General features: G+C 53.0%; 22 protein-coding genes and 1 pseudogene. 4 read left to right on the top strand and 19 right to left on the bottom strand.

Translation table 11 applies throughout. The annotated features are described in order from the left end of the window. Window positions 1-163: 163 nt before the first annotated feature. From ACGHP1_RS11985 to ACGHP1_RS11975, 3 genes are all read left to right on the top strand, one after another. Window positions 164-493 carry a plasmid mobilization protein gene (locus ACGHP1_RS11985; protein ID WP_002569185.1) on the top strand — a complete coding sequence of 110 codons (330 nt, stop codon included), beginning with the start codon at window positions 164-166 and terminating at the stop codon, window positions 491-493. Then, window positions 454-1,800, top strand: coding sequence for a relaxase/mobilization nuclease domain-containing protein (locus tag ACGHP1_RS11980; RefSeq protein ID WP_002569184.1), 1,347 nt, complete (start codon window positions 454-456; stop codon window positions 1,798-1,800). The genes ACGHP1_RS11985 and ACGHP1_RS11980 overlap by 40 nt, the downstream gene beginning before the upstream one ends. A 63-nt stretch (window positions 1,801-1,863) precedes the next feature. Continuing rightward, window positions 1,864-2,115, top strand: a complete 252-nt coding sequence (locus ACGHP1_RS11975; protein ID WP_002569183.1) for a helix-turn-helix domain-containing protein — start codon at window positions 1,864-1,866, stop codon at window positions 2,113-2,115. Window positions 2,116-2,292: 177 nt separating this feature from the next. Here the strand turns inward: ACGHP1_RS11975 and ACGHP1_RS11970 are convergent, their stop codons facing one another. From ACGHP1_RS11970 to ACGHP1_RS11880, 19 genes are all read right to left on the bottom strand, one after another. Beyond that, window positions 2,293-2,658: a cysteine-rich VLP domain-containing protein gene (locus tag ACGHP1_RS11970; RefSeq protein ID WP_002569182.1), complete on the bottom strand. Its 366-nt coding sequence runs from the start codon at window positions 2,656-2,658 to the stop codon at window positions 2,293-2,295. Next, window positions 2,655-2,861, bottom strand: coding sequence for a transposon-transfer assisting family protein (locus ACGHP1_RS11965; RefSeq protein ID WP_002569181.1), 207 nt, complete (start codon window positions 2,859-2,861; stop codon window positions 2,655-2,657). The genes ACGHP1_RS11970 and ACGHP1_RS11965 overlap by 4 nt, the downstream gene beginning before the upstream one ends. A gap of 2 nt (window positions 2,862-2,863) precedes the next feature. Further along, the gene (locus ACGHP1_RS11960; protein WP_002569180.1) at window positions 2,864-3,817 is read right to left on the bottom strand and encodes a hypothetical protein; all 954 of its coding nucleotides are present in this window, start codon (window positions 3,815-3,817) and stop codon (window positions 2,864-2,866) included. 3 nt (window positions 3,818-3,820) lie between these two features. Continuing rightward, window positions 3,821-7,384, bottom strand: coding sequence for a YodL domain-containing protein (locus ACGHP1_RS11955; protein WP_002569179.1), 3,564 nt, complete (start codon window positions 7,382-7,384; stop codon window positions 3,821-3,823). A gap of 212 nt (window positions 7,385-7,596) precedes the next feature. After that, entirely contained in the window at window positions 7,597-9,687 is a 2,091-nt protein-coding gene (locus tag ACGHP1_RS11950; RefSeq protein ID WP_002569178.1) for a DNA topoisomerase 3, read from the bottom strand. Between the two features lie 15 nt (window positions 9,688-9,702). After that, window positions 9,703-9,891, bottom strand: coding sequence for a hypothetical protein (locus tag ACGHP1_RS11945; RefSeq protein WP_002569177.1), 189 nt, complete (start codon window positions 9,889-9,891; stop codon window positions 9,703-9,705). After that, the gene (locus ACGHP1_RS11940; protein ID WP_002569176.1) at window positions 9,888-10,589 is read right to left on the bottom strand and encodes a DUF4366 domain-containing protein; all 702 of its coding nucleotides are present in this window, start codon (window positions 10,587-10,589) and stop codon (window positions 9,888-9,890) included. The genes ACGHP1_RS11945 and ACGHP1_RS11940 overlap by 4 nt, the downstream gene beginning before the upstream one ends. Continuing rightward, window positions 10,582-10,860: a DUF4315 family protein gene (locus tag ACGHP1_RS11935; protein WP_002569175.1), complete on the bottom strand. Its 279-nt coding sequence runs from the start codon at window positions 10,858-10,860 to the stop codon at window positions 10,582-10,584. The genes ACGHP1_RS11940 and ACGHP1_RS11935 overlap by 8 nt, the downstream gene beginning before the upstream one ends. A 34-nt stretch (window positions 10,861-10,894) precedes the next feature. After that, on the bottom strand, window positions 10,895-12,964 hold the full coding sequence (locus ACGHP1_RS11930) for a CHAP domain-containing protein (RefSeq protein ID WP_002569174.1): 2,070 nt from the start codon (window positions 12,962-12,964) through the stop codon (window positions 10,895-10,897). Window positions 12,965-12,999: 35 nt separating this feature from the next. Then, window positions 13,000-13,959, bottom strand: a complete 960-nt coding sequence (locus ACGHP1_RS11925; RefSeq protein ID WP_002569173.1) for a site-specific DNA-methyltransferase — start codon at window positions 13,957-13,959, stop codon at window positions 13,000-13,002. Then, the gene (locus ACGHP1_RS11920; protein WP_390509503.1) at window positions 13,956-16,394 is read right to left on the bottom strand and encodes a VirB4-like conjugal transfer ATPase, CD1110 family; all 2,439 of its coding nucleotides are present in this window, start codon (window positions 16,392-16,394) and stop codon (window positions 13,956-13,958) included. Before ACGHP1_RS11920 ends, ACGHP1_RS11925 begins: the two co-directional genes overlap by 4 nt. Further along, on the bottom strand, window positions 16,345-16,746 hold the full coding sequence (locus tag ACGHP1_RS11915) for a PrgI family protein (protein WP_002569171.1): 402 nt from the start codon (window positions 16,744-16,746) through the stop codon (window positions 16,345-16,347). Before ACGHP1_RS11915 ends, ACGHP1_RS11920 begins: the two co-directional genes overlap by 50 nt. A gap of 177 nt (window positions 16,747-16,923) precedes the next feature. Continuing rightward, window positions 16,924-17,793, bottom strand: coding sequence for a VirB6/TrbL-like conjugal transfer protein, CD1112 family (locus tag ACGHP1_RS11910; protein ID WP_002595174.1), 870 nt, complete (start codon window positions 17,791-17,793; stop codon window positions 16,924-16,926). A 19-nt stretch (window positions 17,794-17,812) separates the two neighbouring features. Then, window positions 17,813-18,028, bottom strand: coding sequence for a Maff2 family mobile element protein (locus ACGHP1_RS11905; protein WP_002569168.1), 216 nt, complete (start codon window positions 18,026-18,028; stop codon window positions 17,813-17,815). 417 nt (window positions 18,029-18,445) lie between these two features. Next, window positions 18,446-18,616, bottom strand: a complete 171-nt coding sequence (locus tag ACGHP1_RS11900) for a hypothetical protein (RefSeq protein WP_002569167.1) — start codon at window positions 18,614-18,616, stop codon at window positions 18,446-18,448. Next, the gene (locus ACGHP1_RS11895; protein WP_002569166.1) at window positions 18,603-20,411 is read right to left on the bottom strand and encodes a VirD4-like conjugal transfer protein, CD1115 family; all 1,809 of its coding nucleotides are present in this window, start codon (window positions 20,409-20,411) and stop codon (window positions 18,603-18,605) included. The genes ACGHP1_RS11900 and ACGHP1_RS11895 overlap by 14 nt, the downstream gene beginning before the upstream one ends. After that, window positions 20,408-20,884 (bottom strand): PcfB family protein, encoded by a 477-nt coding sequence (locus tag ACGHP1_RS11890; protein WP_004607524.1) that lies wholly within the window; start codon window positions 20,882-20,884, stop codon window positions 20,408-20,410. The genes ACGHP1_RS11895 and ACGHP1_RS11890 overlap by 4 nt, the downstream gene beginning before the upstream one ends. Window positions 20,885-20,925: 41 nt before the next feature. After that, window positions 20,926-21,147: a DUF5348 domain-containing protein gene (locus tag ACGHP1_RS11885; RefSeq protein ID WP_002569164.1), complete on the bottom strand. Its 222-nt coding sequence runs from the start codon at window positions 21,145-21,147 to the stop codon at window positions 20,926-20,928. A 23-nt stretch (window positions 21,148-21,170) separates the two neighbouring features. Further along, window positions 21,171-22,154, bottom strand: a complete 984-nt coding sequence (locus ACGHP1_RS11880) for a DUF6017 domain-containing protein (protein ID WP_390509502.1) — start codon at window positions 22,152-22,154, stop codon at window positions 21,171-21,173. 285 nt (window positions 22,155-22,439) lie between these two features. Here ACGHP1_RS11880 and ACGHP1_RS11875 point away from each other — a divergent pair. Next, window positions 22,440-23,882: pseudogene (locus tag ACGHP1_RS11875) on the top strand (recombinase family protein); the annotation flags it as partial. Window positions 23,883-23,962: the final 80 nt, after the last annotated feature.

Here is a 23,962-nt window from a genome sequence, read left to right as displayed (position 1 = left end):
GTAGTAGGTGATAAGAGCCTAAAGGATAAAAACATTCGTAGCAAGCATAGGAAGCGGGTACCACTTCCGTATTTTCGCCCTCCCGCGCTGCGGCGCGTCGGTTGAAAATTGCTTGTTGGGAAGTGTCCCAAACCCTCGGAACGGAAAGGAAAGGAGCGAACACATGGACGGACGCAAAAGGACAGTGCAAATCAAATTCAGAGTGACGGAAGCGGAACGGGATTTAATACTGGAAAAAATGAAGCTCGTACCCACCCGGAACATGGCGGCGTATCTGCGGAAGATTGCCATTGACGGGTATATCATTCAGATAGACCACGCCGATATAAAGGCTATGACCGCAGAGATACAGAAAATCGGTGTCAACGTCAACCAGATAGCACGCCGCGTAAACGCGACGGGGAACGCATACCAAGAGGACATAGAGGAAATAAAGGGGGTGCTTGCGGAGATATGGCGGTTACAAAGATTAAGCCTATTAAAAGCACTCTAAGCAAAGCCCTTGACTATATCGAAAACCCGGACAAGACGGACGGGAAAATGCTTGTGTCCTCTTTCGGTTGCTCCTATGAAACGGCAGATATTGAGTTTGAATATACCCTGTCGCAAGCACTCCAAAAGGGGAACAATTTAGCCTTTCATCTGATACAGTCCTTTGAGCCGGGGGAAGTCGATTATCAGAAAGCCCATGAAATCGGAAAGCAGCTTGCCGACGCGGTAACAAAGGGGCAGCATGAGTATGTACTCACGACGCACATTGACAAAGGACACGTCCATAACCATATCATTTTTTGCGCGGTGAACTTTGTAGACCACCATAAATACAATTCCAACAAAAGGAGCTATTACGGCATACGGAACATGAGCGACAAGCTGTGCCGGGAAAATGGCTTGTCCGTTGTCGTCCCCGGCAAGGGCAGCAAGGGAAAGAGCTATGCGGAGTACCAGGCAGAAAAGACGGGTACAAGTTGGAAAGGCAAGCTGAAAACCACTGTTGACGCGCTTATCCCCCAAGTTTCCAGTTTTGAGGAATTGCTAACGCGGTTACAGGCGGCGGGCTATGAGATAAAGCCGGGGAAATATGTATCATGCCGCGCCCCCGGACAGGAACGCTTCACCCGCCTTAAAACCCTCGGCGCAGACTATACAGAGGAAGCCGTAAGGGAACGGATAGCGGGCAGACGGACAAAGGTGGCGAAAGCTCCCAGAGAGCAGCGCGGCGTGTCGCTGCTTATCGACATTGAGAACAGTATCAAGGCAGCGCAGAGTAAGGGCTATGAACAGTGGGCGAAAATCCACAATCTGAAACAGGCAGCTAAAACAATGAATTTCTTGACGGAACATAAGATTGAGCAGTACGCGGATTTAGTCAGCCGGATTGAGGAAATGGCAGCGGAAAGCGGACAGGCGGCAGACGCATTGAAGAACGCCGAAAAGCGGCTTGCGGAAATGGCGGTGCTTATCAAGAATGTTTCCACCTATCAAAAGACAAAGCCTGTCTATGACGCATACCGCAAGGCAAGGAACAGGGAGAAGTACCGCGCCGGACAGGAACAGGCAATTATCCTCCATGAAGCCGCCGTAAGGTCACTGAAAGCGGCGGGCATTGCGAAGCTCCCGAACCTCGCCGCGCTGCAATCGGAGTATGAAGCCCTCCAAGCGCAGAAAGAAGCCCTTTACGCCGACTATGGAAAATTGAAAAAGAAAGTCCGGGAATATGATATTATCAAGCAGAACATTGACAGCATTTTACAGGCAGACAGACAGCCGGAACGGGAAAAGGAAACAGAACGCGGATAAGGATAGCAAAATCCCCGCCGCTGTGCTATGATAGGGCTATCAAAAAGCAGAGGAGCGTTGAGCATGGAAAACCAGAAAATGCCGGAATATGAAACCATACGCGCCGCCGTTGCCGGGGAGAAATGGGCGGTGGAGAAAGTCGTGGATTGCTACAAGGACGAAATCGACAGGCTATCGACGGTAGCGGTCAGACAGCCAGACGGAAGCACGAAACAGGAAATCAACGAAGATATGCGCCAGTCTATCACAAAGAAGCTGATAGAAGCCCTCCCGCAGTTCCCGCTTGAAGAAATGGAAAAGGGAAATGTCAGATAGGCAAAAAAAGAACAGGGCGCGGAAGCCAGTATATGACTTCCGCGCCCTGTCTTTTTATGGGTGCTGTTTTCGTGAATGTTACGCAGTAGAACGCCATTTTCGGGGGTAAAGGTATAAAGTATCGCCTATCCGATTTTCACGCCCGGAAAGCCCTGTAAATCAAGGGATTTTCCGCACCTACTGCGTAACAGGGGTGCGTCTTTTCCTCATGCGCTCGGCAGCTTGTCTGCGGGTGATACGCTTCCGGCAGACGGGGCAGTATTTGACACTGTTAGAGGTTGACGCAAAGAACGCGCCGCACTCGGTACACTTCTTCTTGTCCCCTGTCTGGTAAAGCTCCGCATAGAGTAGCCTGTCGGCGGGAAGCACCGCAGCCCGGAACCACTTGCAGAGAAGCGAATAGGAAATGAGCTGCGGACAAACGCACTCGTCCCCGTCGTCCAGTAAGATACAGTTCCCGTTATCATAATTGCAGCACGTCCGGCGCACAAGGGCGTTGACTTTCCGGCTCTGGGGCGGCGTCAGCCGCTTAACCCCGTTCATACTTCATCAGCGGCGTAAATGGGAAGCTCTGCAAATTCCGCTTCGGTCAAAGCGTCCACTTTGGAAAGGGTGCGCTTTGCAAGCTCCCGCATATCCGCGTCCATGTAGGGCAGCGCGGCGTTGACATTCTCAATCAAAGCCCGCTTGCCGCCCTCGTTGTAAATGCTCAAAAGGTTTGTTTCTTCAACAGTCAGTCTAATCATGCTCATACCTCCATATCGTGATTTTTTGTTTTTGCCGCCGCCTTTTTCGGGGCGGTCTTTGCCTTGTCTGCTTTAAGCTGCGCCCGGATAGAGGGGCGGGGCTTCCTTATCTTCCTGTCCCGGTTCTCCCCCTTGTCAATCAGCGCATACGTCCCATGTCTGCCCTCGATTTTGGAAAAGGCAAGGGTCTTGTAGGGCAGCATGGAGAAAAGGCGGTCAGTGTCCTTTGTGGCTGCAAGCTGCATGAACGCCGGGGAAAGCTCTACCATGAAATGGGTCTTGTTGGGGCTGTTCGGCGTGTCGTGCCGCTTCATTTCCCGTACAATGCGCCGCGCTTCCGTTTCAATCAGCCCGTCCCGCAATGCGGCGATATGCGCCTTGAAATCCCCCGGCGGAAGCTGCTCCCGGCTGCGCCGTTCTTCCTGTAAGAGCGATTGCAGCGCGTCCGGGTCGTTGGGTACGGCTTCAAAGCGTTCAAACTTTCCAAGCTCATAATCGGGATTGCCGTTGAAAAACTGTCCGGCGGGTATCTCCCGTTCCCCATGCTCATAAATCAGCTTCACCGTATCGGCGGGCAGCTCCTTTTCCTTGACGCGCTCATAATGTTTAGCGTAGTCCAGTTCGTACAGATTGCCCTTGATTTTCCCGCGCTCCGTCCCCGTTAGCTCGATTGCATAGGCAAGGACGCGGTCGCTCGTCTGCTCCATGTAGAAACGCCATGTGTTGTGGGGCGCGGTGTCTTTGAGGAAAACGTCGCGCTCCCGGAAGCAATGCGTCCCGGACGGGCGGCAGAACCACAAAAGGGTCTTGTCCTCCTTGCGGGGGCTTGCCGCCGCCTTTGCGATAATCTCCTTGTCAATCTCCAAGTCGCTCTGGTAAAAGCCTGTGTTCTGCTTCATAACCGCATTGAGGGAAGCGAACAAATCCACGTTCTCAAATTTACTCTGTTTCGGCATGGGTCAGCTCCTTTCCAAATCCTGTAATTTCTGCTTTGCGTTTTTCTTCTGCGCCTTTTCCTTGTCAGCCCTAAGCTGCGCCCGGATAGAGGGCTTCTTTTCCGGCTTCGCTTCCTTGCCGCGCTCTTTGTCGGCTTTGACCGCGTTAGCCAGGTCAACAAGGGAAATTGTTTCTCCCGCCTTAACCTTTGCTTCCAGTTCGTCAACGGTAGGGGTGTTGTTGATGATACCGTCAAAGTTGTTGTCGTTCTGCTCTACGGTGTCCTCGATATGCTTCAAGGGGTTTGCCTTTTCCGGCTGCTCTGCGGCAACAGCAAACGCCCGCGTCCCGTTCCCCATAATCAGATACTTTCCGTCGTCCGACTGGTGGTGAAAGCCATATCCGGCGGCTTCTATCTGCTCCCGGCTCATGGCGGTCACATGGAAAGTCCCCCTCGGTGTCTGGATTGTTTCGCCCGTTGTCAGCTCGTCCGGGGTAAGCTGCTTCTGCTCCTGTAAAAACTCCGGCACTTGCCGGAAGCCTACGCTGTCAACGTAATGCGCGGTGTCCTGTCCGTTCTGATGAAGCACTACCACGTCCGAAACGGAAAGGCTGTGTCCCTTAAAATCTTTTGGGTGGTCGATATTGAAGCGGGTATAAATATCTTCAAGGGAAGTTTCCGGCGCAAGGGGCGCGGAATAGACAAGCTCATAGTTCGCTTTATCAACCACATTTCCCGCCGCCTGCAGGCGGTCGTAAGGCTCAAAGCGGAAGTCCCTTGTTTCGTCCCCGCCCTTTATCTGGTAAATGGAAAAGGTGTCCTTGTCCTGTCCGGTGGTCTGCGCCGTTTCCTGTGCCTTTGCGTAAAGCTGCTTTACGTCGCCCTCGGTCAGCTCGCCGCTTTTGAGCTGCCCCATAAGCTCGCGGCATTTCTCCGGCGTTCCCGTATAAAGCACGTCGCCCATTTTCGCCCGCCCGTTCTCCTGTGTCACATAGGCTTGCAAGAGGTGGCTGTTTTCCCGGCTGTCGCTGTAAGGGTTCCGGCGCACTCTGTAAATCGTTTCCGGGGTAAAGGCTTCTTTCGGGGCTGCTTCCGGCTTTTCTTTCCCGGCTGTATCTGCTTTTTTCGGGGCTTCCGGCTGTGGCGCGGCTTCTTGTCCCTCTCTGGTGGGCTGCTCCTGTCCGGCGGTCTGCTCCTTGTCCTGTGCCTTTTGCAGCTCCGCAAAATTCGCGTCTATGGAATTGATAATCTCGGCGGCTGCGCTGCGTATCGTTTCAAGGGAGCTTTTCAGCTCGGACAGCTCCCGCCCGCTGCTCCACCCGGCGACATAGCCGAAAGAATAGTCCGACGTGTCAAGCCCGTAATGTTGGCAGACGGTATAGGCGACGCTTTCCGCTTCGACTTCGCGGGTGCGGCGGTCAACGCGGGGTTGCTCGTCCTTTGGCGCGTTGAGGTCAATGTCGTGCAGCTTCGCATGGGCGATTTCGTGAATGGCGGTCTTTAAGGTCTGTAATTCGCTCATGCCCTCGTTGATAGCAATGCGCTTGTCCTCCAAGTGGTAGTAGCCATGAGAGCCGCCCTCGATATTCTCAAAGGCGATAGGAACGGGGGAAGTCTTTTCAAGGGCTGCGAAAAAGTCCTTATAGCGGTCAACGTCGCCTGTCAGTTCGTCAACGGCAATGTCCGGCAGTTCCTTTCCCTCGGTCTGGGAAACGTCAAAGACGGATACCACCTTGTAGGCGGGTATGGTGATTTCCTTTTCCTCGGTGACGGGCTTTCCGTCCTTGCCGATTATGGGCTTCTGCGTGTGCGGGTCGATTTTCTGCATTTCCTGTTTGATTTTATAGGGCGACGGGGCAATGATTTTAATTCCCTTTTGCCCTCTCATCACATTTCGCTCAAAGTTGTTCTTCCAAGCGGAAAAGCCCGCCAAAAGGGAAGCGTCCGGCTTCTGCATGGCGATAAGGACGGTGTTTCGGAAGCTGTAATTATGGAATTTTGACATGACTTTCAGATATTCCTTGTAACGCTCGCTGTCAAAGAGTTCCGTAATGCCCTGTTCCAGACGGTCGGTAATCTCTTTTAATTTCTCGGCGGGCTTCCCGGCTGTCAGCACGATAGGGATAACCGGGTGCGGCTCCTGTGGCTGCTCTGCGGCGGTTCGGGCGGTCTGCTCTGTGGCGGCTGCGTCCATAAAGGTCTTGTCCTGTCCGCCGCGTTCCGGCTGTGGGAAGCTCATAACGCGGTATTCTTTGGGTATCTCGTTTTCCGTTCCCCGATACCATTCGGTAAAGGTGTTCTGATTGTTATAGATATAGCCCTGTTCGGTAAACTGCCCCTTATCCTTGCTAACTGCGTCCCGCCCGTATTCTTCATACTTGAAATATTTCTTTGCTTCTTCGGGAAGCTCCAGCTCGTCCAGTTCGTCGATAAGATAATAACCGTAATCTTCTTCGCTGCGGACAGTGGGATAGAGCCAGTAACAGTCAAGGTTTTGTGCAAGGTTGATAAGGTCTTTCATGCTTCCGGCATACTCGCCATGTGTAACCGCCGCCGCAAATTTATCCTTGTCCCCGTCACTCTGCATTTCCAGAAGTTTTCCAAAATAATTCAGCTCGTCCATGCTTGCGCTTTGGATAACGGAAAGCGGCAAGTCAAAGGGGCAGTCCTCCGTAGAAGAATACCCGTTGATGAAAAAATCCTGCGGATTGTCTGCGGTAATGCCGACGCTTTCCATAGCCGCATGAAGCTGCTCTGTTGTGGTCGGCATGGGAAGCCACACGCCGCCCGGTTTGCCTGTTTCAAAGCGGCTGCGGCTGTCGATAAGAATTGAAAACTGCTCGTTTATGGTTTCACGCTCCTTTCTCTGTTCGGTGTCCTGTGGCGGCTCTGCTGTGGTGGGGGCTGCTTTTTCAGCGGTAGGCTGCGCCCGTTCCTCGCCCTCGATAGCATAGCCCGGTAAAAGCTGCCCGTTTACTTTGAAATGCTCTGCATACTCTGGCGGGATAGGCGGCGATACCTCGGTGAATAAATGCTGATAGGCTTTGATACGCCCATTCAGATATTTTTCCATAGCTGCCTTGTCTGCAAAGACTTTCCTTTCCTGTCCGGCGATTTTTGCCTGTCCGTAATTGTGGGGGCTGTTGGTGTAAATACTCCATGAAAGCGTCCACGAATAGGGAATGGATTTCTCTTTTTCCCTGTCATACCGGGTATTCTCGGATATGTGGTAGCGCATTTGGTAGACGCGGTTGCTGATGTGCTTCCCGTAGTCCGTAGCTTCCCACTGGTTCGCGGTATGCGTAGCTTCGGGTGTCCTCACATACTCAATGGCTTTGTCAATGGCAAGGGTCTTTCCCGCCTGTTCGTCCCATGCCGCCGCCTGTTCTTGCAAGGCTTCAAAAGCTGCCTGTTCAGCCGCCGCGTATTCTTCCCGCAATGCCTGTAACTGTTCTAAGGGCAGGGCGGTAAGCCCGGAAAGGTCAGCGGTCTGTTCCTCAAAATAAATATTTCGCTCTATCCGCATACTGTCAGCCGGGTCTAACTTGTCACGCTCAAACATGGAGTAACCTTTTTTCTTTTCCATTCATTCGCTCCTTTCTGAAATGGCGGCGCACCGCCGCGCTTTTGGGGTTCGCCCCGTACTACGGTGGGCTGTGCGTTATGCCAACAATTTTTTCATTTTTTTAGAGGGTTTGGGAAACTTCCCAACAAGCAAAATCCCCGTCCGGCGCGTCAGCGGCAGGACAGGGATTTACGGAAGTGGGTACCCGCTTCCTATGCTTGCTATTCAAGTTTTTAGTTCTTCTGTACTTCGATACGGTAGTTGACGTATTTCCCGCCAGTGTCAGCCAGAACGATAGTTCCGTCATAGGTCTTGCCTGTTTTCGGGGAATAGAGCTTCTTCACATTCACTTTGCCGGATTTAAGGAGCGCGGCGGCAATCTTCGCGGAAAAAGCGGTCTTGCGTTCCTCGAAAAAGCGGTCATTCTTCCACATGACAAAGGCACATTCTTTGTTGCTGCAATAATAGTTTTTCTTCCCCTCATGGACGGGGGAACCGCAACGGGGGCATTTGCCGACAGAGGGCTTTTCCTCCCGGAACAAATCCTTTTTCCCGTCCAGTGCTGCGGCGTGTGTCTGCACAAGCTCCCGCGCCATAGCTTCAATGCCGGACAGAAATTCGCCGGGGTCTGCGGCTCCCTTTGCTATCTGCGTCAGATTGTTTTCCCATTCTGCGGTAAGCTGCGGGGAAGTGAGCATATCCGGCAAGACTGATATAAGGGCGGCTCCGTTCTGCGTGGGGATAAGCTGCTTCCCCTTGCGCTCTGCAAAGCCGCCCTTTACCAGTTTTTCAATGACGGCGGCGCGGGTGGCGGGAGTGCCAAGCCCCCGGCGTTCCGCGTCCGGGTCGGTGTCCCCGTTCCCGGCTCGCTCCATAGCAGAGAGAAGCGACGCTTCGCTGTGGGGCTTCGGCGGCGTTGTGGTATGCTCCGTTACTTTTGCGGCGGGGTTAGGAAAGTTCTGTCCCTCGGAAAGCTCCGGCAGCGTCACGCCCTCATTTTCCCCGTCCTCTGCTTCGGGCTTATCTTTCAGCGTCGCCCGGTATCTGCGTTCAAGCTCTTTCCAACCCTCCGCAAGTACGGTCTTTCCCCTTGCGGTGAAGTCTGTCCCGGCGCATGAGAAAACCGCCGTAACCGCTTCATAAATATGCGGCTCGGCGGTGGCAAAAAGCAGACGCGCCCCCGCAAGGGTAAGGATATTCTTCTCGCTTTCCGGCAGCGCGTCCGGGTCAGCCTTTGCAAGCTCCATAGTGGGAATGATTGCGTGGTGGTCTGATACTTTCTTGCTGTCTAATACCTTTGCAATCTCCGGCGTGAAGTCCGCGCCCGCCATAAAGGGGAGCTTTTCGCAAAGCAGCGCGATAATGTCCGCTGCGGTGCCGCCCATGTCGTCAGTAAGAAAGCTGCTGTCCGTCCTCGGATAAGTAAGGAGCCGCTTTTCATAAAGGGATTGTGCAAGGTCAAGGGTCTGCTTTGCGGTGTAACCGAAAATGCGGTTCGTTTCCCGCTGCAAAGAGGTAAGGTCAAAGAGCTTTGGCGGGGCTGCGGTTTTCTTCTCTCTGGTAAGGGAAACGCATACCGCCTTTCCCGCTTCGCAAGCCCCTTTCAGCGCGTCGGCTTCTGCCTTGTCCGAAATCCTTTCGCTTGCCGCGTCCGCGCCGGATAAATCAAGGCGAACATGATAATATTTTTCTTTCTGGAAATGGGAGATAGCCGCGTCCCGGTCGGTGAGCATTTTTAAGGTCGGGGTCTGGACGCGCCCCACGTTCAAGGTCTTTCCATACAGGCAGGAGAAAAGCCGGGTGGCGTTAATGCCGATAAGCCAGTCAGCCTTTGCGCGGCAGAGGGCGGACGCAAAGAGCGCGCCATAGTCCCGCCCGTCTTTGAGGGAAGCAAAGCCCGCCTTAATCGCCCCGTCCTCCATTGAAGAAATCCACAAGCGGCGCATGGGCTTCTTGCAGCCCGCCACTTCGTAGACAAAGCGGAAAATCAATTCACCCTCGCGCCCCGCGTCACACGCATTTACCACTTCGGAAACGTCGGCGCGGTGCATAAGCTCTTTAATGGTTTTGAATTGCTTCCCCTTGTCCGGGTCAACGGCGTACTGCCATTCCTCCGGCAGAATGGGTAAGCTGTCAAAACTCCATTTTTTATATTGCTCCCCGTAGGCGGCAGCTTCCGCAAGCTGTACCAAATGCCCGACGCACCATGAAATGAGGTAGCCGCCGCCCTCGATATACCCGTCCTGTTTCCCCTTAATGCCAAGCGCGGCGGCGATAGTCTGCGCCACGCTCGGCTTTTCTGCAATCACAAGTCTAAATGCCATGAAAAAATCCTCCTTTCAGCGTTCCGGCGCGGTGTGCTTCTTCTCCTGTGCCTGTTTCAGACAATAGCCGATACAGGGGGATTGCGCCTTATAAGGGCAACGCATACACGCCGGGGATTTTGGAACGGGCGGCGCACTGTCACGCCGCCCGGTGGGTCTTTGTACCATCATTTTTTCTAAAGGGTTTTCGGTAAAAAGCGTCATGCTTCCTCGTCCTCCTGTTCTTCATCAGAAAGCCCGTCCCCCTCGTCCTCGTCGTAATCGTCAAAATCGAAATCTTCAAGGTCGGTGTCGCCCTTGACGTTCTGCTTTGGCTTCATAAACTTAAAATAATAGAACGCGCCCCCGCCGCCAAGAAGTGCCACGACAAGGAAAAGCACAAGCCCGCCTGTATTGCCTTTCTCTTTGGGCTGCTCTGTTGGTTTCTCGGTTTCCGGCTCCGCTTCCTTGCCGCTGCAAGCGGTCATGTTGTCCTTGCAGACAGGGCAGCTCACATTTACCTTTCCGGCTTCGCATTTATCGGTGCAACTGCAAACGGCGGGCGGGGCTGCTTCGGTGCTTCCGTCCTCCATGAGTGCCATAAGGTCGGCTTCGTCCACTTGATTAAGGAAATGTACGGTGTCCTCGCCCTCGTCGTCCCGGTCGATAAGGATATAAAAGTAATTGCCGTTTTTGGTCGTCACTGTGATAAGCTGCTTGTTGCCGCCGAAATCGTCTACAAGGGTCGCGTTCCCGTCCGGGGTAAGGGGTTCTTCCTTTTCGGGTTCCTCATAGACAACGCCGCTGTCGTCGGTCGCGTCCTGTCCCTCCGGGGTCTGTGCAAAGGCGGTGACGGAAAAGCCGCCCGTCAGCATGAGGGCGGCGCAGAGTGCGGTCAAGGTTCTAAGGATTTTCTTATTCATTCTCGGTGTCCTCCATTTCTTCGGTGTCGTGGTCTGCGGGTTCTGCGGGGTAGCCCGGCGCGGCTTCCATGCCCGGAATACCGCCGCCGGAAAGCATAGCGGAAAGCTCATGCGGGGAAAGGCGCATGGAGCGCACAAGCTGTACGATTTGCAGGTTTTCCGCTTCGGTTTTCTGCGCTTCAAGCCCCCTTAATCTGTTCTGGTACTCGGTGATTTTCTCGCGGGTCTTTGCAATCTCTTTGTCGATACGTTCAATTTTGTTCATAGCCATCAATAAATTTCTCCTTTCTTTGCTCAAAAATATGTTAATTCCAGTTCATCAGCCCATAGCCTTTGATACAGGAGTAATTGACGGGGTAGCTCTTTATCTTGCAGGCGTCGCCGGAATTGCCCTCGACGGTATAGACGCGCTCCCCGTCCGTTCCGATAACAAGCCCCACATGGTCTGCGCTCCCGTCCCCGTCCCAGTCGAAAAAGATAGCGTCGCCGGGGGCGATATTCTCATAGCCCCTCGCGCCCCATTGCCCGCGTGACTGGAACCAGGGTACGCCCTGTGACTGGCACCCGGCAAAGCGCGGCTCGCTCTTTCCGGCTTGATTGTAGCACCATGAAACGAAACAGGCGCACCATTCCACGCGGCTGTTAAATCCGTACCAGCTCCAAAAGGGTCGCCCGCCCACGTTGCCGACTTGCCGCTTCGCAAGGTCTACAACGGCGGTGTTGCCGGGGCGTGTGCCGTTTACAAGCTGTACGCCGCTTAAATCCTCGGACGCGCCCATATCGGGGGAGCCGCCGCCGAAAATCAGCGGTTTGTTTCCGCTTGTTTCCAGATAGACGCGGTACATTTCAAGCTGCTGTGGCGTTAGAAGTTCCTCCGCAATCTCGGAAATGGGCTTGTTCGTCAGCTTCACGTTGAGGATATGGTACTCGTAGGGTACTTCCTCGGTGGTTGTTTCCCCTGTTTCCGGGTCTGTGCTTGTTTCTGTGCGGTAGCGGATTTCCGTTTCTTCTGTCAGCGTCAAAGTGTACTGCATGGCAAAGACGCGATTTAGCTCTGCCTGTGCGCTCTGCGGGGTGTAGGTCTGTAAAAGGGCGGTGAGGTAGGACGCTAACTCATGGGGGTTATGCCCGATACTGTCAAGGTCATAGCGGTATTCGTCATAGCCGGGGTGGGTGCTTTCGATATTGTCAATCTGCTGCTGAAGCTCGTTTTCCTTTGCGGCGTAATTGTTCTCCGTCGCCACAAGGTCGCTGTCCTCCGACGTGTAGGAAGTCCCAAGTATGCCGTTCATCAAGCCGGAGAACATGGAACCGCAAGAGGAAAGCCCCGCCGATACCATGATGAATAAGAGTAGCGCGGCAACGGCGATACATACGCCCGCCGGGTGCCGCCCTACAAAAGCGATTGCCTTTTTTGTTTCCTCGGCGGTCTTTTTTGCCGCCTTGCGGGTGTTCTCTGCGGCTTTCTGCGCCGTTTTTGCGCCGCCTTTCCTTGCCGACTTTGCATACTGCCGCTTGATTTGCTGCTTCTGCATGAAGCGGGAAAGGGGATTGCCCGCAATCTGCGGATTGTCATGCAGGGCTTTATGGTACTGAAAATCCACATTCGCCTTGAACGCCGCTTTCTCTGCCTTTGCCGCCGCCCGGTAGGGTTTGAGCTTGTGGCTGTGGTAGCCCTCCTTGACTTTCCGCGCCCCGTACTTTGCGCCGCGCTCTGCCAGTTCTTCGGATTTGTGCGCCCCCTCAACGCCGGAATTGTCCTTTTCAACGGAATGTATCTTGTTGTGGACGAAAATACCCGCTTCCTGTGCGGGGCGGGATAGCGGGTTATTGTGGGGCTTATTCTTTCCTATGGGCTTTTCCTGTTCCTCAAAATGTAGGCGGGTCTTGCCTTTCCCGGTGGCTTCATCAAAGGTGCGCTCCCGTACAAGTTTCTTTTCTTTGGGGATAGCCGCCTTTGCCGCGTCCAGACGGTCGGCTGCTTTGTCCGATTTTCGGATATACCTTTCAAGCTCCGGCGTTGCCCGTTCCTCGTCGGTAAACTGCAAGCGGGAAGATTTTTCTTTTGCTGTGGCTTCTGCCTGTGCTTTCCTCGCCGCCTTTTTGCTCGCCTTTCTGGTACGCGCCCCGTCGATACGTTCCAAGACGCGCTCGGCTGCTGCGGTGTCCTGTTCCCGTTCTGCCCCCGGCGCATGGGGAAGCGGCGGCGTGTCGGTTAAGGGCGGGGAAGTTGCGCCGCCCGGTAGGGGCTGCGCTGCCTGTTCCGGCTGCGGTGGGGCTTCGGTCTTTGCAAAGTCCGCGTCCCTTATCCGCTTGCTGATACGTTTCTTTTTCCCGGTAGCGGCGTTTACCTCGACAGCCCCCTCGCGGGTCATTTTCTGCGTGACTTTTTCACGCGCCTTATATTGTTTTATGTGTCTGTCCCTCCAATCCGCGCCCTTGCAAGGGCGCAATACTCGGCGTTTATCTCAATGCCTATATAATGCCTGTCAAGCTGCTTTGCGGCTGCCCCCGTCGTGCCGCTGCCGAAAAAGGGGTCAAGCACAACGCCGCCTTTCGGACAGCCCGCCTTGATACAGGTTTCGGCAAGTTTTGGCGGGAACGCGGCGAAATGCCCGCCCTTGTAGGGAACGGTATTGATAAGCCACACGTCCCGCCTGTTCCGCATGGTCGGCATGAGGGCTTCGTCGTAGTAGCTGCCGCTTCGCGCCCGGTTAAGCCCCTGTACGTTCCCCTGTCCGGGTACTTCGTCCGCATATTTCTGTCCCGCGCTGCGCCCGGTGCGGTACCGCGCCGCCGTTGTGGGGGCTAACGGCTCGGCTATGGCGGCTGCGTCATAAAAATACTTCTTTGACTTCGTAAGCAGAAAGATATGTTCATAGCAGCGGGTAGGGCGGTCTTTCACGCTCTCCGGCATGGGGTTTTCTTTCTGCCAGATAATGTCGCTCCGTAAATACCACCCGTCAGCGCGTAGGGCAAAGGCTAAAAGCCAAGGGATACCGATTAAGTCCTTTTGTTTGCAGCCGGAAACGCGGTTGTTTCTTGCAATCTGCTGTCCGTTTCTGCCTTTCGGGTTCTTCGGGTCTGCATGGTAGCCTTTATTTCCTGTGCCGCAGTAGGTGTCCGCGATATTCAGCCAGAGCGTACCGTCAGAACGCAGTACCCGGCGCAGCTCGCGGAAAACCTCGGTCAGCCTGTCAATGTACTGCTCCGGCGTGTCCTCCCGCCCAATCTGCATATCAAGCCCGTAATCCCTAAGCGCATAGTAGGGCGGGCTTGTGACGCAACAGTGTACGCTTTCCTCTGGAAGCTCCCGCAAGGCATAGAGCGCGTCCCGGTTGATGATTGTGTCAGTTTTCAGCCCGTTCATGCTTCGCCCACTTCCTCCGGCTTCGTCGTCATTACCCGGTAAAGCTCGGTGTCTTTCGGGAAGCGGTCTACAAAGGGCAGCACCACGTTCCCGTAGAAGATAAGCCCCTCGCCCGCTTCGGTGTGGGTGACATACTTCATCTGCTGCGGGGAGATGTTGAGCTGCTTTGCAAGGATAGCCCGGTCGCCCGCCGCCTGATTGAGCATGAGGACAAAATCAGAGTTTTCAAAGATATTCTCCACTTCGCGGGAAGCAAGCAAATCTTTGACGTTCTGCGTGATTGCTGTGGGTATGCCGCCCCATTTTCTGAAACGCTTCCAGATTTCAACGGAATAGGCGGCGGTCTGTTCCTCTTTCAAGAGAAGATGAAATTCGTCCATAAAATACCGGGTGGATTTCCTTTCTGCCCGGTTGACGGTGACGCGGTTCCATACATGGTCCTGCACAATGAGCATACCTAATTTTTTGAGCTGCTTCCCAAGCTGCTTGATGTCAAAGCAGACAAGGCGGTTTGAAAGCTCTACATTCGTCCTGTGGTTAAAGACGTTAAGGCTCCCGGAAACATAAAGCTCCAACGCCGCCGCGATACGCGCCGCTTCCGGCTCCGGCTGCTTCAAAAGCTCGTTGTAGAGGTCGCCCAAGATAGGCATTTTCTCCGGGTCGGGGTCTGCAAGGAAAGGGCGGTACACGTTCCTAACAGCGCGGTCAATGACGGTCTTATCGACGGGCTGCAAGCCCTCCTTGCCGCCTATGACAAGCTCGCAGAGGGAGAGGATAAAGTCGGATTTCAGCGCAAGGGGGCTGTCGTCCTCGCTGTAATTGAGGTTAATATCCATAGGGTTCACATACTGGGGCTTCCCGTCAATGCCCTTGCCCGTAGGCGATAACCGTATCACTTGCCCGTCAAGCCGCTGCACAAGGGAAAAATACTCTGCTTCCGGGTCGCAGATAATTATGTCGTCGTCGGTAATGAGGAAAGCGTTTGTCATTTCCCGTTTGGCGGCAAAGGATTTCCCGCTTCCCGGCGTACCCAAGATTAAGCCGTTGGGGTTCTTTAGCTGCTTGCGGTCGCAGAGTATCATGTTGTTAGACAGGGCGTTTAAGCCGTAATACAAAGCCGCGCCCGTCTGAAAAAGCTCCTGCGTGATAAAGGGGATAAAGATAGCGGTGCTTGACGTGGTAAGCCCTCTTTGAATGGGGATAAGGTTCTCCCCAAGCGGTACAGAGGACATAAGCCCCGCTTCCTGTTGGTAGTCAAGGCGGGTTAAGGCGCAGTTGTTCTTCTGTGCAATGCCCGCCGCCGCGAATACGTCATTTTCCAGTTTCCTTTTTGTGTCTGCCATGTTCACCACAAGGAACGTCAAGAGGAACATTCTTTCATTCCGGCTCTGCAAGTCCTGTAAGAGGTTCTTCGCTTCGCTGCCGAAAGTGGCAAGGTCGGACGGGATTATATCCATGTCGTAGCCGCTGCGTACCGCTTTTTTCTGTTCTTCGATTTTCATTTTGTCAAGGTCGGTGATTTTCCGCTTGATTGTCTTTATGGCTTCGGTCTGGTCGATACTGTGGATATGCAGATTGACGATAACGCCCGTTTCCAAGTCCAGAATGTCAGATAAGATACGGTCGTTTAATTCCGGCGCAAGGATTTCAAGGAATGAAACCGCGCCGATTTTGCGCCCCATGCGGAAATACCGCCCCTCGCCAAAACGGAAAGAGGACGGGGCGATAAAGTCCTTTGTGGAAAGCCCGGACGGGGCAAGCCATGAAAAATCAAAGGCAAACTGCCCGCCCTCCGGGTGGAAAATGCCATGCAGCATTTTAAGGCGTTCATAGCCTGTCATGGGGCGGGCAGACACGCCCAAGAGCTTAAAGTTGTTGAGTACGTCCGTTTCGATACGGGCAAGGCGGGATTTCGCCGCGCCCAGACTGTCGGCTTCAATGGCAAAGGTGATATATTTTGCTTTGACAAGCCCGTTGTTGCCCTTTGCAAGCTGGTTTTTCAGCATATCCCGGTATTCTGTGCGGATAGAATTGAAAGCGTCCTCCTGTGCCGGGATATTGACCGCCTTTTCCGCTTCGCCGCGCTGCGTCCCCTGATTGATGAAAGAGAGCTGCACCGAAACGGAAGCGTCAAAGTAGTTGAGGAAGTCGCACCAGTTCTCAAAAATGGCGGTCTTGTCGTCTGCCTGTGCAAGCTGATAGTTAATATCTTCAAAGGCGACGGTCTTTGAGTATTTCCGTCCCGTAACCTTGCAGATACCGTCCGGGTACATCTGGATATAAGGGATTGTCTGCTGCGCGGTGTGCGCTTTCCCGTCGCCCTTTGCCTGTCTGATGATTTCCGCAATCTGCTTTTTCTCGGCGCGGGTGAGCTTGCGGGGCGGGTTAGGCTTTGCGCTTCCCGCCGCGCTGTTTCTTCGTGTTTCCTTTTGCAATCGCTGATACCTCCTTTTCAAGTTTTCTCTGCCGTTCTAAGACGGAATAAAAGTTGTCTGTCCTGTATGGTCGTTCTTTGGGGGCTATGAATTTCGTCTGAATGATGTTCTTCACCACCACTTCAAGGGGCTGTCCATGCTTCTCATACATGGCAAAGAGGAAACAGGGCAGCATGACGGCAATCATAGCCATAGACGCAAGGCTTGTGCCTGTGCTGTCTTTGAGCAGAAAGAAAAGCGGCAAGCCGAACAGGAGAGCCGCCGCAAAACATACAATCTGCCGTTTGGTAAGGTTGAACGCTACTTTTGTCTTGACTTTGGATAAGTCTTTGGGTACGGGTACATACGCCAAGTGAAAACCTCCTTTCTCTGGGTTTGGTGTTGCTGTAACTTCCCATAAGGGTAATCAAGGCAAAGGTCAATCTATGCCCTTTGCCCGCCCGTATTATATGGGGGTTATCCGCGTCAAGGTCGGGTCGTATTTTCGCCGCTTCGCTCTGAAAATCTCCACCCTGCCCTTGACACGCCGCTAATGCGCGGAGAATATCGACTTCGCCAGTGCGCCGGATTTGAACAGGGAGAAACAGAGGATAACGGTATAGGCTGCAAGGGAGAATATCGCGCTGTGCAGATTGTCCGCTATTATCATGTTGTTTACCAGAACCGCGTAAATGCCGACGCATATCATAATGAGGAAGCCTTGAAAACCGATAGCGAACAGGGATTTGAGGTAGTTGTTTCCTATCTGCCCCCATTCCCGGTTCGTCATTGTTGCAAACGGGATAGGCGATACCGAACAGTAAAGGTAAATCTCTATCATGCGCCCGTAGAGGATAACGGTTATCAGTACGGACATGATTTTCATGCACAAGCTCACAAGGCTTGTTTCCATGACAAGTAAGAGCAGTTCGGGGATTTCCATAGCGTCAAGCCCGTCCTGCATGGAAGCAAGGGCGGCGGCAACATCAATCTCTGTGCTGCCGCCGATTACCCCCGCCGCGCCGGAAACAACGTGCTGCGCCATATCGAACACCGCCATAGTGATGTCAAAGGTGTGCGTCACAAGGTAGACTGCCACAAACGCCTTGAACACCCACTTGAAGAACATGGAAGTGTCAACGTCGTGCATATTGTTCTTTTCCGTTACCATGCTGATAAGCTCATAGCATAGGACGTAGGTAATGACAAGCCCCGCAATGGGTACGATTACATTCTCACTAAGGGTCTGTATCATGGAGAATATATTTGCGTTCCACCCTTGCGGGGTCTGCCCTACCTCTGCGGCGATAGTGCCGACTTTCTCGTTTACGTCCCCGAACATAGTTGACAGATTACCGTTTATGGCTCCTATGAGGATTTCCTTTATCCATTCGTTAATCGCGTCAAGTATGCTCTGCATAAGCCTTTACCCGCGCTTCTTAACCGAACAAGCCGGAAAGCAGCGGTACAAGGGTCATGCCGATAAGGGCAACGCCGCCGCCCGCCATAAGCTGCTTCATGCCCTGGCTCTTCGCGCCCGGATTGTCGTTGCCGTAGCCCTCCATGAGATTGATAACGCCCCAGATACCAAGCCCGGCTCCAAGTGCTACAACAAGGGTCTGCAAAACGTCTACTGCGCTATTGAAAAATGCCATAAATAAATCCTTTCTGCCGCGTCTGCGGCTGTCCGGCAAGCGGACAAAAGGCGGTCAGCGTATGCCGCCGCATAAAAAAACCGCCCTCTGGTAAAGGCGGCTGTCCCCGCGCTGCGTAAGTTCTGCGGCGCGGCGGTATTCAGTTGTAGGGGGGTGCGGCTCCTGCCGCTGTGTGCTGCGCCGGAAAGTAGGGGCGCGTATCATGTAGCCGATATTGATATATGTGATTGCTTCGATTCCTCCTTTCGGTGTCCCGCTGTGCTGCCGGACGGGTATTATTCAGACTTGCGGGAAGTGAATAGCTTGCATAGCAAGGTGTTCGCTTCCCGCAAGTTCACAAAGGGGTAGCTGCCGCAAGGCAGCGTAGGGGAAGTGTAGCTTCCCCTGTCCCCCCCTCCCCGGCGGTCTGCCATGCTGTCACTGTTGAGGGATAAGCCCCCGGCGCGTGACATACTCCGTTGCAAAACGGCGGTGTTCCGCTTCCTTTTCCCGCCAATACTCCCATAATGCAGCGTCGGCGGCTTCCGCAACATTCATTAAAAACCGTTCAAGCTGCTTTTGTTTTTCCTCTGCGCTACGTTTCCTCATGGTCTGCGTCCTCCTGTAAGTCTGCTGCGTCAATCTCGTAATAGTCAAAAACCTCGTCGGGCTTGACAATGGCGGGGCGGCGTTTAAGGTGCTTTTCCATGTCAAAGGCGTTCTTCGGGTCTGCGTCGGATAGGTACTTGTATTTCGGGTGTTTCGTTATGTCGAATTTGTCCGAAAAGAACGGGCGCACCCCGCGTAGCTGCAAGATACATTTCCCTCCGTCCATGACTGCGATTTCATCTTCCGTCATAAGCTGCTTTCCCAATTTCTGATAGTTCAGCCCATGCGAAAGCTCCCGCCCCCTTGTTTCGGAAGTGTTGAAGCTGTCTATCGTTTCCTTGCCTAAAATCTCCGATATTTCTTTGAGCGTGGTTTTTTCCTTGCCGCCCAAGAAAAGCGTGGTGTCGCAGTTGCCGACTATGGTATCGGCGTTGTCCTTGTAGATTGCCTTTAGCTGTGACTGGCTCTGCAAGATGATTGACGCGGAGATTTCCCGGCTCCGTATGGTTGCGATTAGTTTCTCAAATTTGGGGATTTGCCCGATATTCGCAAATTCATCAAGTAAGCACCGTACATGGACGGGAAGCCGCCCGCCGTATTCATCATCTGCTTTGTCGCACAAGAGGTTGAATAGCTGTGTGTAGAGAATACTCACGACAAAGTTAAAGGTGTCGTCGGTGTCGCTGATAATCACGAAAAGGGCGGTCTTTCTGTCACCTATGGTGTCAAGCTCCATTTCGTCGGTTTCCATAAGCTCCCGCAGCTCCTTAATGTCGAATGGGGCTAACCTCGCGCCGCATGAGATAAGTATGCTTTTTGCGGTCTTGCCCGCCGCCAGTTTGTATTTTTTGTACTGCTTGACTGCAAAATGTTCCGGGTCTTTTTCTTCCAGACGTTCAAACATGAGGTCAACCGGGTTCTGGAAATCCTCGTCGTCCTCGCGGGCTTCCGACGCATTTATCATTTCAAGCAGCGTCGTGAAGTTCTTCTCGTCCTCTGGGGCTTCATACCAGATATAGCCGATTAGTGCGGTGTAGTAGAGCTTTTCCGCTTTCACCCAGAAATCCTCGCCGGATTTTTCCCCGTCGCCTTTGGTGTTGGCGATAATGGTATTGACTAATTTCAAAATGTCCTTTTCGCTCCGCAGATAGGCAAAGGGATTGTATTTCATGGATTTTTTGAAGTTAATCGTATTTAGCACTTTGATACGGTATTTGTACCGCTGCAACATTTTCCCGGTTTCCAAAATCAGTGTTCCTTTCGGGTCAGTGACGATATACGACGTTGGAAAATCCTTTGACGTACATTGCATGAGCGACGGTTTCACAAAGAACCGGGTCTTGCCGCTGCCGGAACCGCCGATTACAAGAATATTTTTGTTTCTTGCGTATTTCGGCTGCTTCGGGCGGCTGTTCATGGTGAGCCGTTCCGTCTGCGTTAAGGGGATATTGTTCTCAAATACCGGGTCTGTGTACGGCTTTATGTCGTCAGCCCCGCCCCAACGCGCCGAACCGTATTCTGTCCCGCGGCGGTATTTCTTCGCGTTCTTGCCTTTGGTGTAGATAATCAGCCGGACAATGACCGCCCCCGCAATGCCGATAAGTAAGTCTGCCGGGTGGAAGCTCGGCGCGATACTGGAAAAGGCGGTGGTAAAACCGTCCCCAAGATGTAGCAGCTTTGCGCTTGCGTCCGCGCCGGGGGATAGACGGACAGCCGCGCCCACTTTATCAAAGAGCCAGACAAAGAGCAGATACGGGAGATTTAGGATAAGCAGCTTCTTGATTTCCGGCTTCATAGCGATACCTCCCTGTCTTTGTTCTTGACCTTTGCCCGTTCCGCGTTCTTGCCCTGTGCAGCTTCTTTGAGGGTAGAGAGCAGCTTTCGGATTGAGGGCTTTTTCTCCTGTGTCAGCTTTTTTGCGGAAAATTCCTTAAAGGCTGCGGTCAGCACGTCCGCGTCCCGCCCCTTGAAGAAAACCAGATAGCGGGGCGGGCTTTCCGTCGCGTCCTTTTTCAGCGCAAAGTCGATACCGTACTTTTTCGCCGTACTCTCAAAGGCTTTGATATTGCCCTCGGTAATCTCAATGTTGGAAACGCCCGCGTTCTGCTTCATAAGCTGCTTTAAGCTCTGCTTGCCCTGTGGCGGTTTGGAAAGCTGCTTTTTTCCCTTTGACAGTATGGCTTTCATTGCCTTTTGGAGCGTCTGCGCGGTCAGCTTCCCGGTCTTGATGTAAAGGGCTATGGTCTTTTCGTTTACTTCGTCCTGCAATTTGTCGCGTCCTCCTTTCGCGTTTCTTTATGGGGCGGCGGTCAGATACGCACCCGCAGCCCGTTCAAGTCCTCGGCTCTGATACCCACAAGATACCAGTTGTCGCCGTACTCAATCCGGGTCGGCTTCCACTTGCCCCGCACGAATACGTCAAAGCACTCGCCGCAATGCAAGCCCCCGTAGTAGCTGTTTAAGTCAAAGCGGATGTCGTAACGGTCGGTGCGCTCGTCAAATACCAATGCTCCTGTCATTTTCTGTGCCATAATAAAATCCTCCTTTTGTTGTTTTACAGGCTTTCGCCCGGTTTGAATGAATAATAGTCCGGGTCGCCGTACTGCGGCTTCTTCGGTGACAGTGCGCCGCTTGCCATGTCATGGGCGACAAGGGAAGTGTAATAATTGCCGATAGTGGACGGGGCGTTGAAAAGGGCTGCTTTCAGATATTGCTTGATGTTGCGGATTTTCGTTGTGTTCTCCCGCATACAGTCAAGCACAAAGCGGATATGCTCGCCGTCCAGTTTCATAAACTTAGATTTCACAAGCTCTGCCGGGTAGTCGTCCCCCGCAATCCGTACCCGCTTTCTGGCGGTGCATACGGTTTCAAGCATGAGGTCTACAATCTCGTCAAGCCTGTCACTGTCAAACTTCATGTCCTGTTTGAGAATGTCGTAGTCGATATTGTCCTTGATGATTTCCCGGTATATATCAACTGCGCTCTGTGTTGTCGCTTCCGTTCCTTTCCGTTCCGGCGGCGCAGCCGCTTCTCTGCAAGGAGAGGGGTTAGGGGAAAGGATAGGAATGGAATGGGTACTTGATAAATCTGTATTTGATTTTTCTTTTTTTGGTAAGTCAGTTCTTTGTATATCTTTATTTAATTGCGTTGGATTTTCCAACGTAGGTTTTTCCAATGTTGGTTTTTCCTGCGTTGGATTATCCAATGTTGGATTTTCCAATGTAGGTAAATCCGGCGTAGGCGGCTGCGGCTGCTCGAATATCACATAGTCCGCGCCCCGCAAGCGTCCTTTCTCGTCGCGCTCCCTTGACCGAACGATATACCCGGCGCGTTCAAGCTCCTTAATGGCTTCGCGGATAGCGTCTATCTTCTCCCGGTTGATAAGGGATAAGCCTTTCAAGGTGTAGTCCCAATCTTCGGGGAGTGACAGCATTTGCGACAACAGCCCTTTTGCCTTTAAGGAAAGCTCCTTGTTGCGTAGGTGGTGGTTGCTCATTACGGTGTAGCCCTTGTTCCGTTCCACTCTGAAAACTGCCATAGTAAATCACTCCTTTTGCTGTGGATTTGTTACGCAGTAGAAGCGCGGTTTCGGGGGATAAGGTATAAATCCCTTGCCGCGCCAGATACGCGCCCGCAAAATCGCTTGTAGCAAGGCTTTTTCTGCCCCTACTGCGTAACAAAGGGCATAAAAAAGCGGCGTTCCTGTTCTCCCATGTAGAGAGTAAGAAACGCCGCTTCTGCGTCGTATTCAGTTTTTAGTACAATACCCTGCTTGTCCGTCGCTCGAAAAACCTTGATTTTCCAGTGTTTTCAAAAGTATCGTTATCTAACGTCAGCTTTCCAAAGACCGGGCTTTCAATCCATGCTTGCGGATATTGAAGCCGGGAAAGTGGCTACTGTTATCGTAAAGGATATGTCACGGTTAGGGCGAAACTACCTGCAGGTGGGAATGTATACCGAGATGATTTTCCCACAAAAAGGCGTCCGCTTTATCGCCATAAACGATGGAGTGGACAGCGCACAGGGCGACAATGATTTTGCCCCTTTGCGGAACATTTTCAACGAATGGCTGGTGAGAGATACGAGCAAGAAAATCAAAGCCGTAAAACGGTCAAAAGGCATGAGCGGCAAGCCTGTTACGAGCAAACCCGTGTACGGCTACCTCATGGACGAGGACGAAAATTTCATCATTGACGAGGAAGCCGCACCCGTAGTCAAGCAGATATACCGTCTGTGCCTTGCCGGGAACGGTCCGACCAAGATAGCCCGTATGCTGACCGAGCAGGAAATCCCAACGCCGGGAACGCTGGAATACCGCAGGACGGGCAGCACACGCCGCTATCACCCCGGCTATGAGTGCAAATGGGCGACAAATACCGTGGTGCATATCCTTGAAAACCGGGAGTACATGGGCTGTTTGGTGAACTTCAAGACGGAGAAACCGTCCTACAAGACCAAGCACAGCATAGAAAATCCCATTGAGAAACAGGCAATTTTCGAGAACCACCATGAGCCTATCATCGACACCCAGACATGGGAGCGTGTGCAGGAATTACGCAAACAGCGCAAGCGTCCGAACCGCTATGATGAAGTGGGCTTGTTCTCTGGTATGCTCTTTTGCGCGGACTGCGGCAGCGTCATGTATCAGCAGCGTTACCAGACCGATAAGCGGAAACAGGACTGCTATATCTGCGGGAACTACAAGAAGCGCACCCATGACTGCACCGCACATTTTATCCGCACCGACCTTTTGACTGCGGGCGTTCTCTCCAATCTACGGAAAGTGACGAGCTATGCGGCAAAGCATGAAGCCCGGTTTATGAAGCTGCTGATCGAGCAGAACGAGGACGGCGGCAAACGCCGGAACGCCGCCAAGAAAAAGGAACTGGAAGCTGCCGAAAAGCGTATCGGTGAACTTTCCGCTATTTTCAAGCGGCTGTATGAGGACAGCGTAAGCGGTCGCATTTCTGACGAGCGTTTCACGGAGCTTTCGGCAGACTATGAAGCCGAACAGCAGGAATTGAAAGAGCGTGTTGCCAGAATACAGGCGGAGCTTTCCAAAGCACAGGAAGCTACCGTAAACGCAGAAAAGTTTATGAACATTGTCCGCAAGCACATGAACTTTGAAGAACTGACCCACACCCTCTTGCGTGAGTTTGTAGAGAAAATCGTTGTGCATGAGTGCAGCTACGATGAAAACGGCACACGCAGACAGGATATTGAGATTTACTATTCTTTCGTCGGCAAGGTGGACTTGCCCGAATGACCGCCCGCCCTATCCGATACCAAAGACAAGTATCGGATAGGAAAGGCAAAATTTTTTACACTTCTATTACTTCTTTATCA

Source organism: Faecalibacterium sp. i21-0019-B1, from assembly GCF_042852915.1.
GTDB classification, from domain to species: Bacteria; Bacillota; Clostridia; order Oscillospirales; family Ruminococcaceae; genus Faecalibacterium; species Faecalibacterium taiwanense.
Note: the sequence above shows the minus strand (reverse complement) of the source record. Positions and strands in the feature narration are given on the sequence as shown.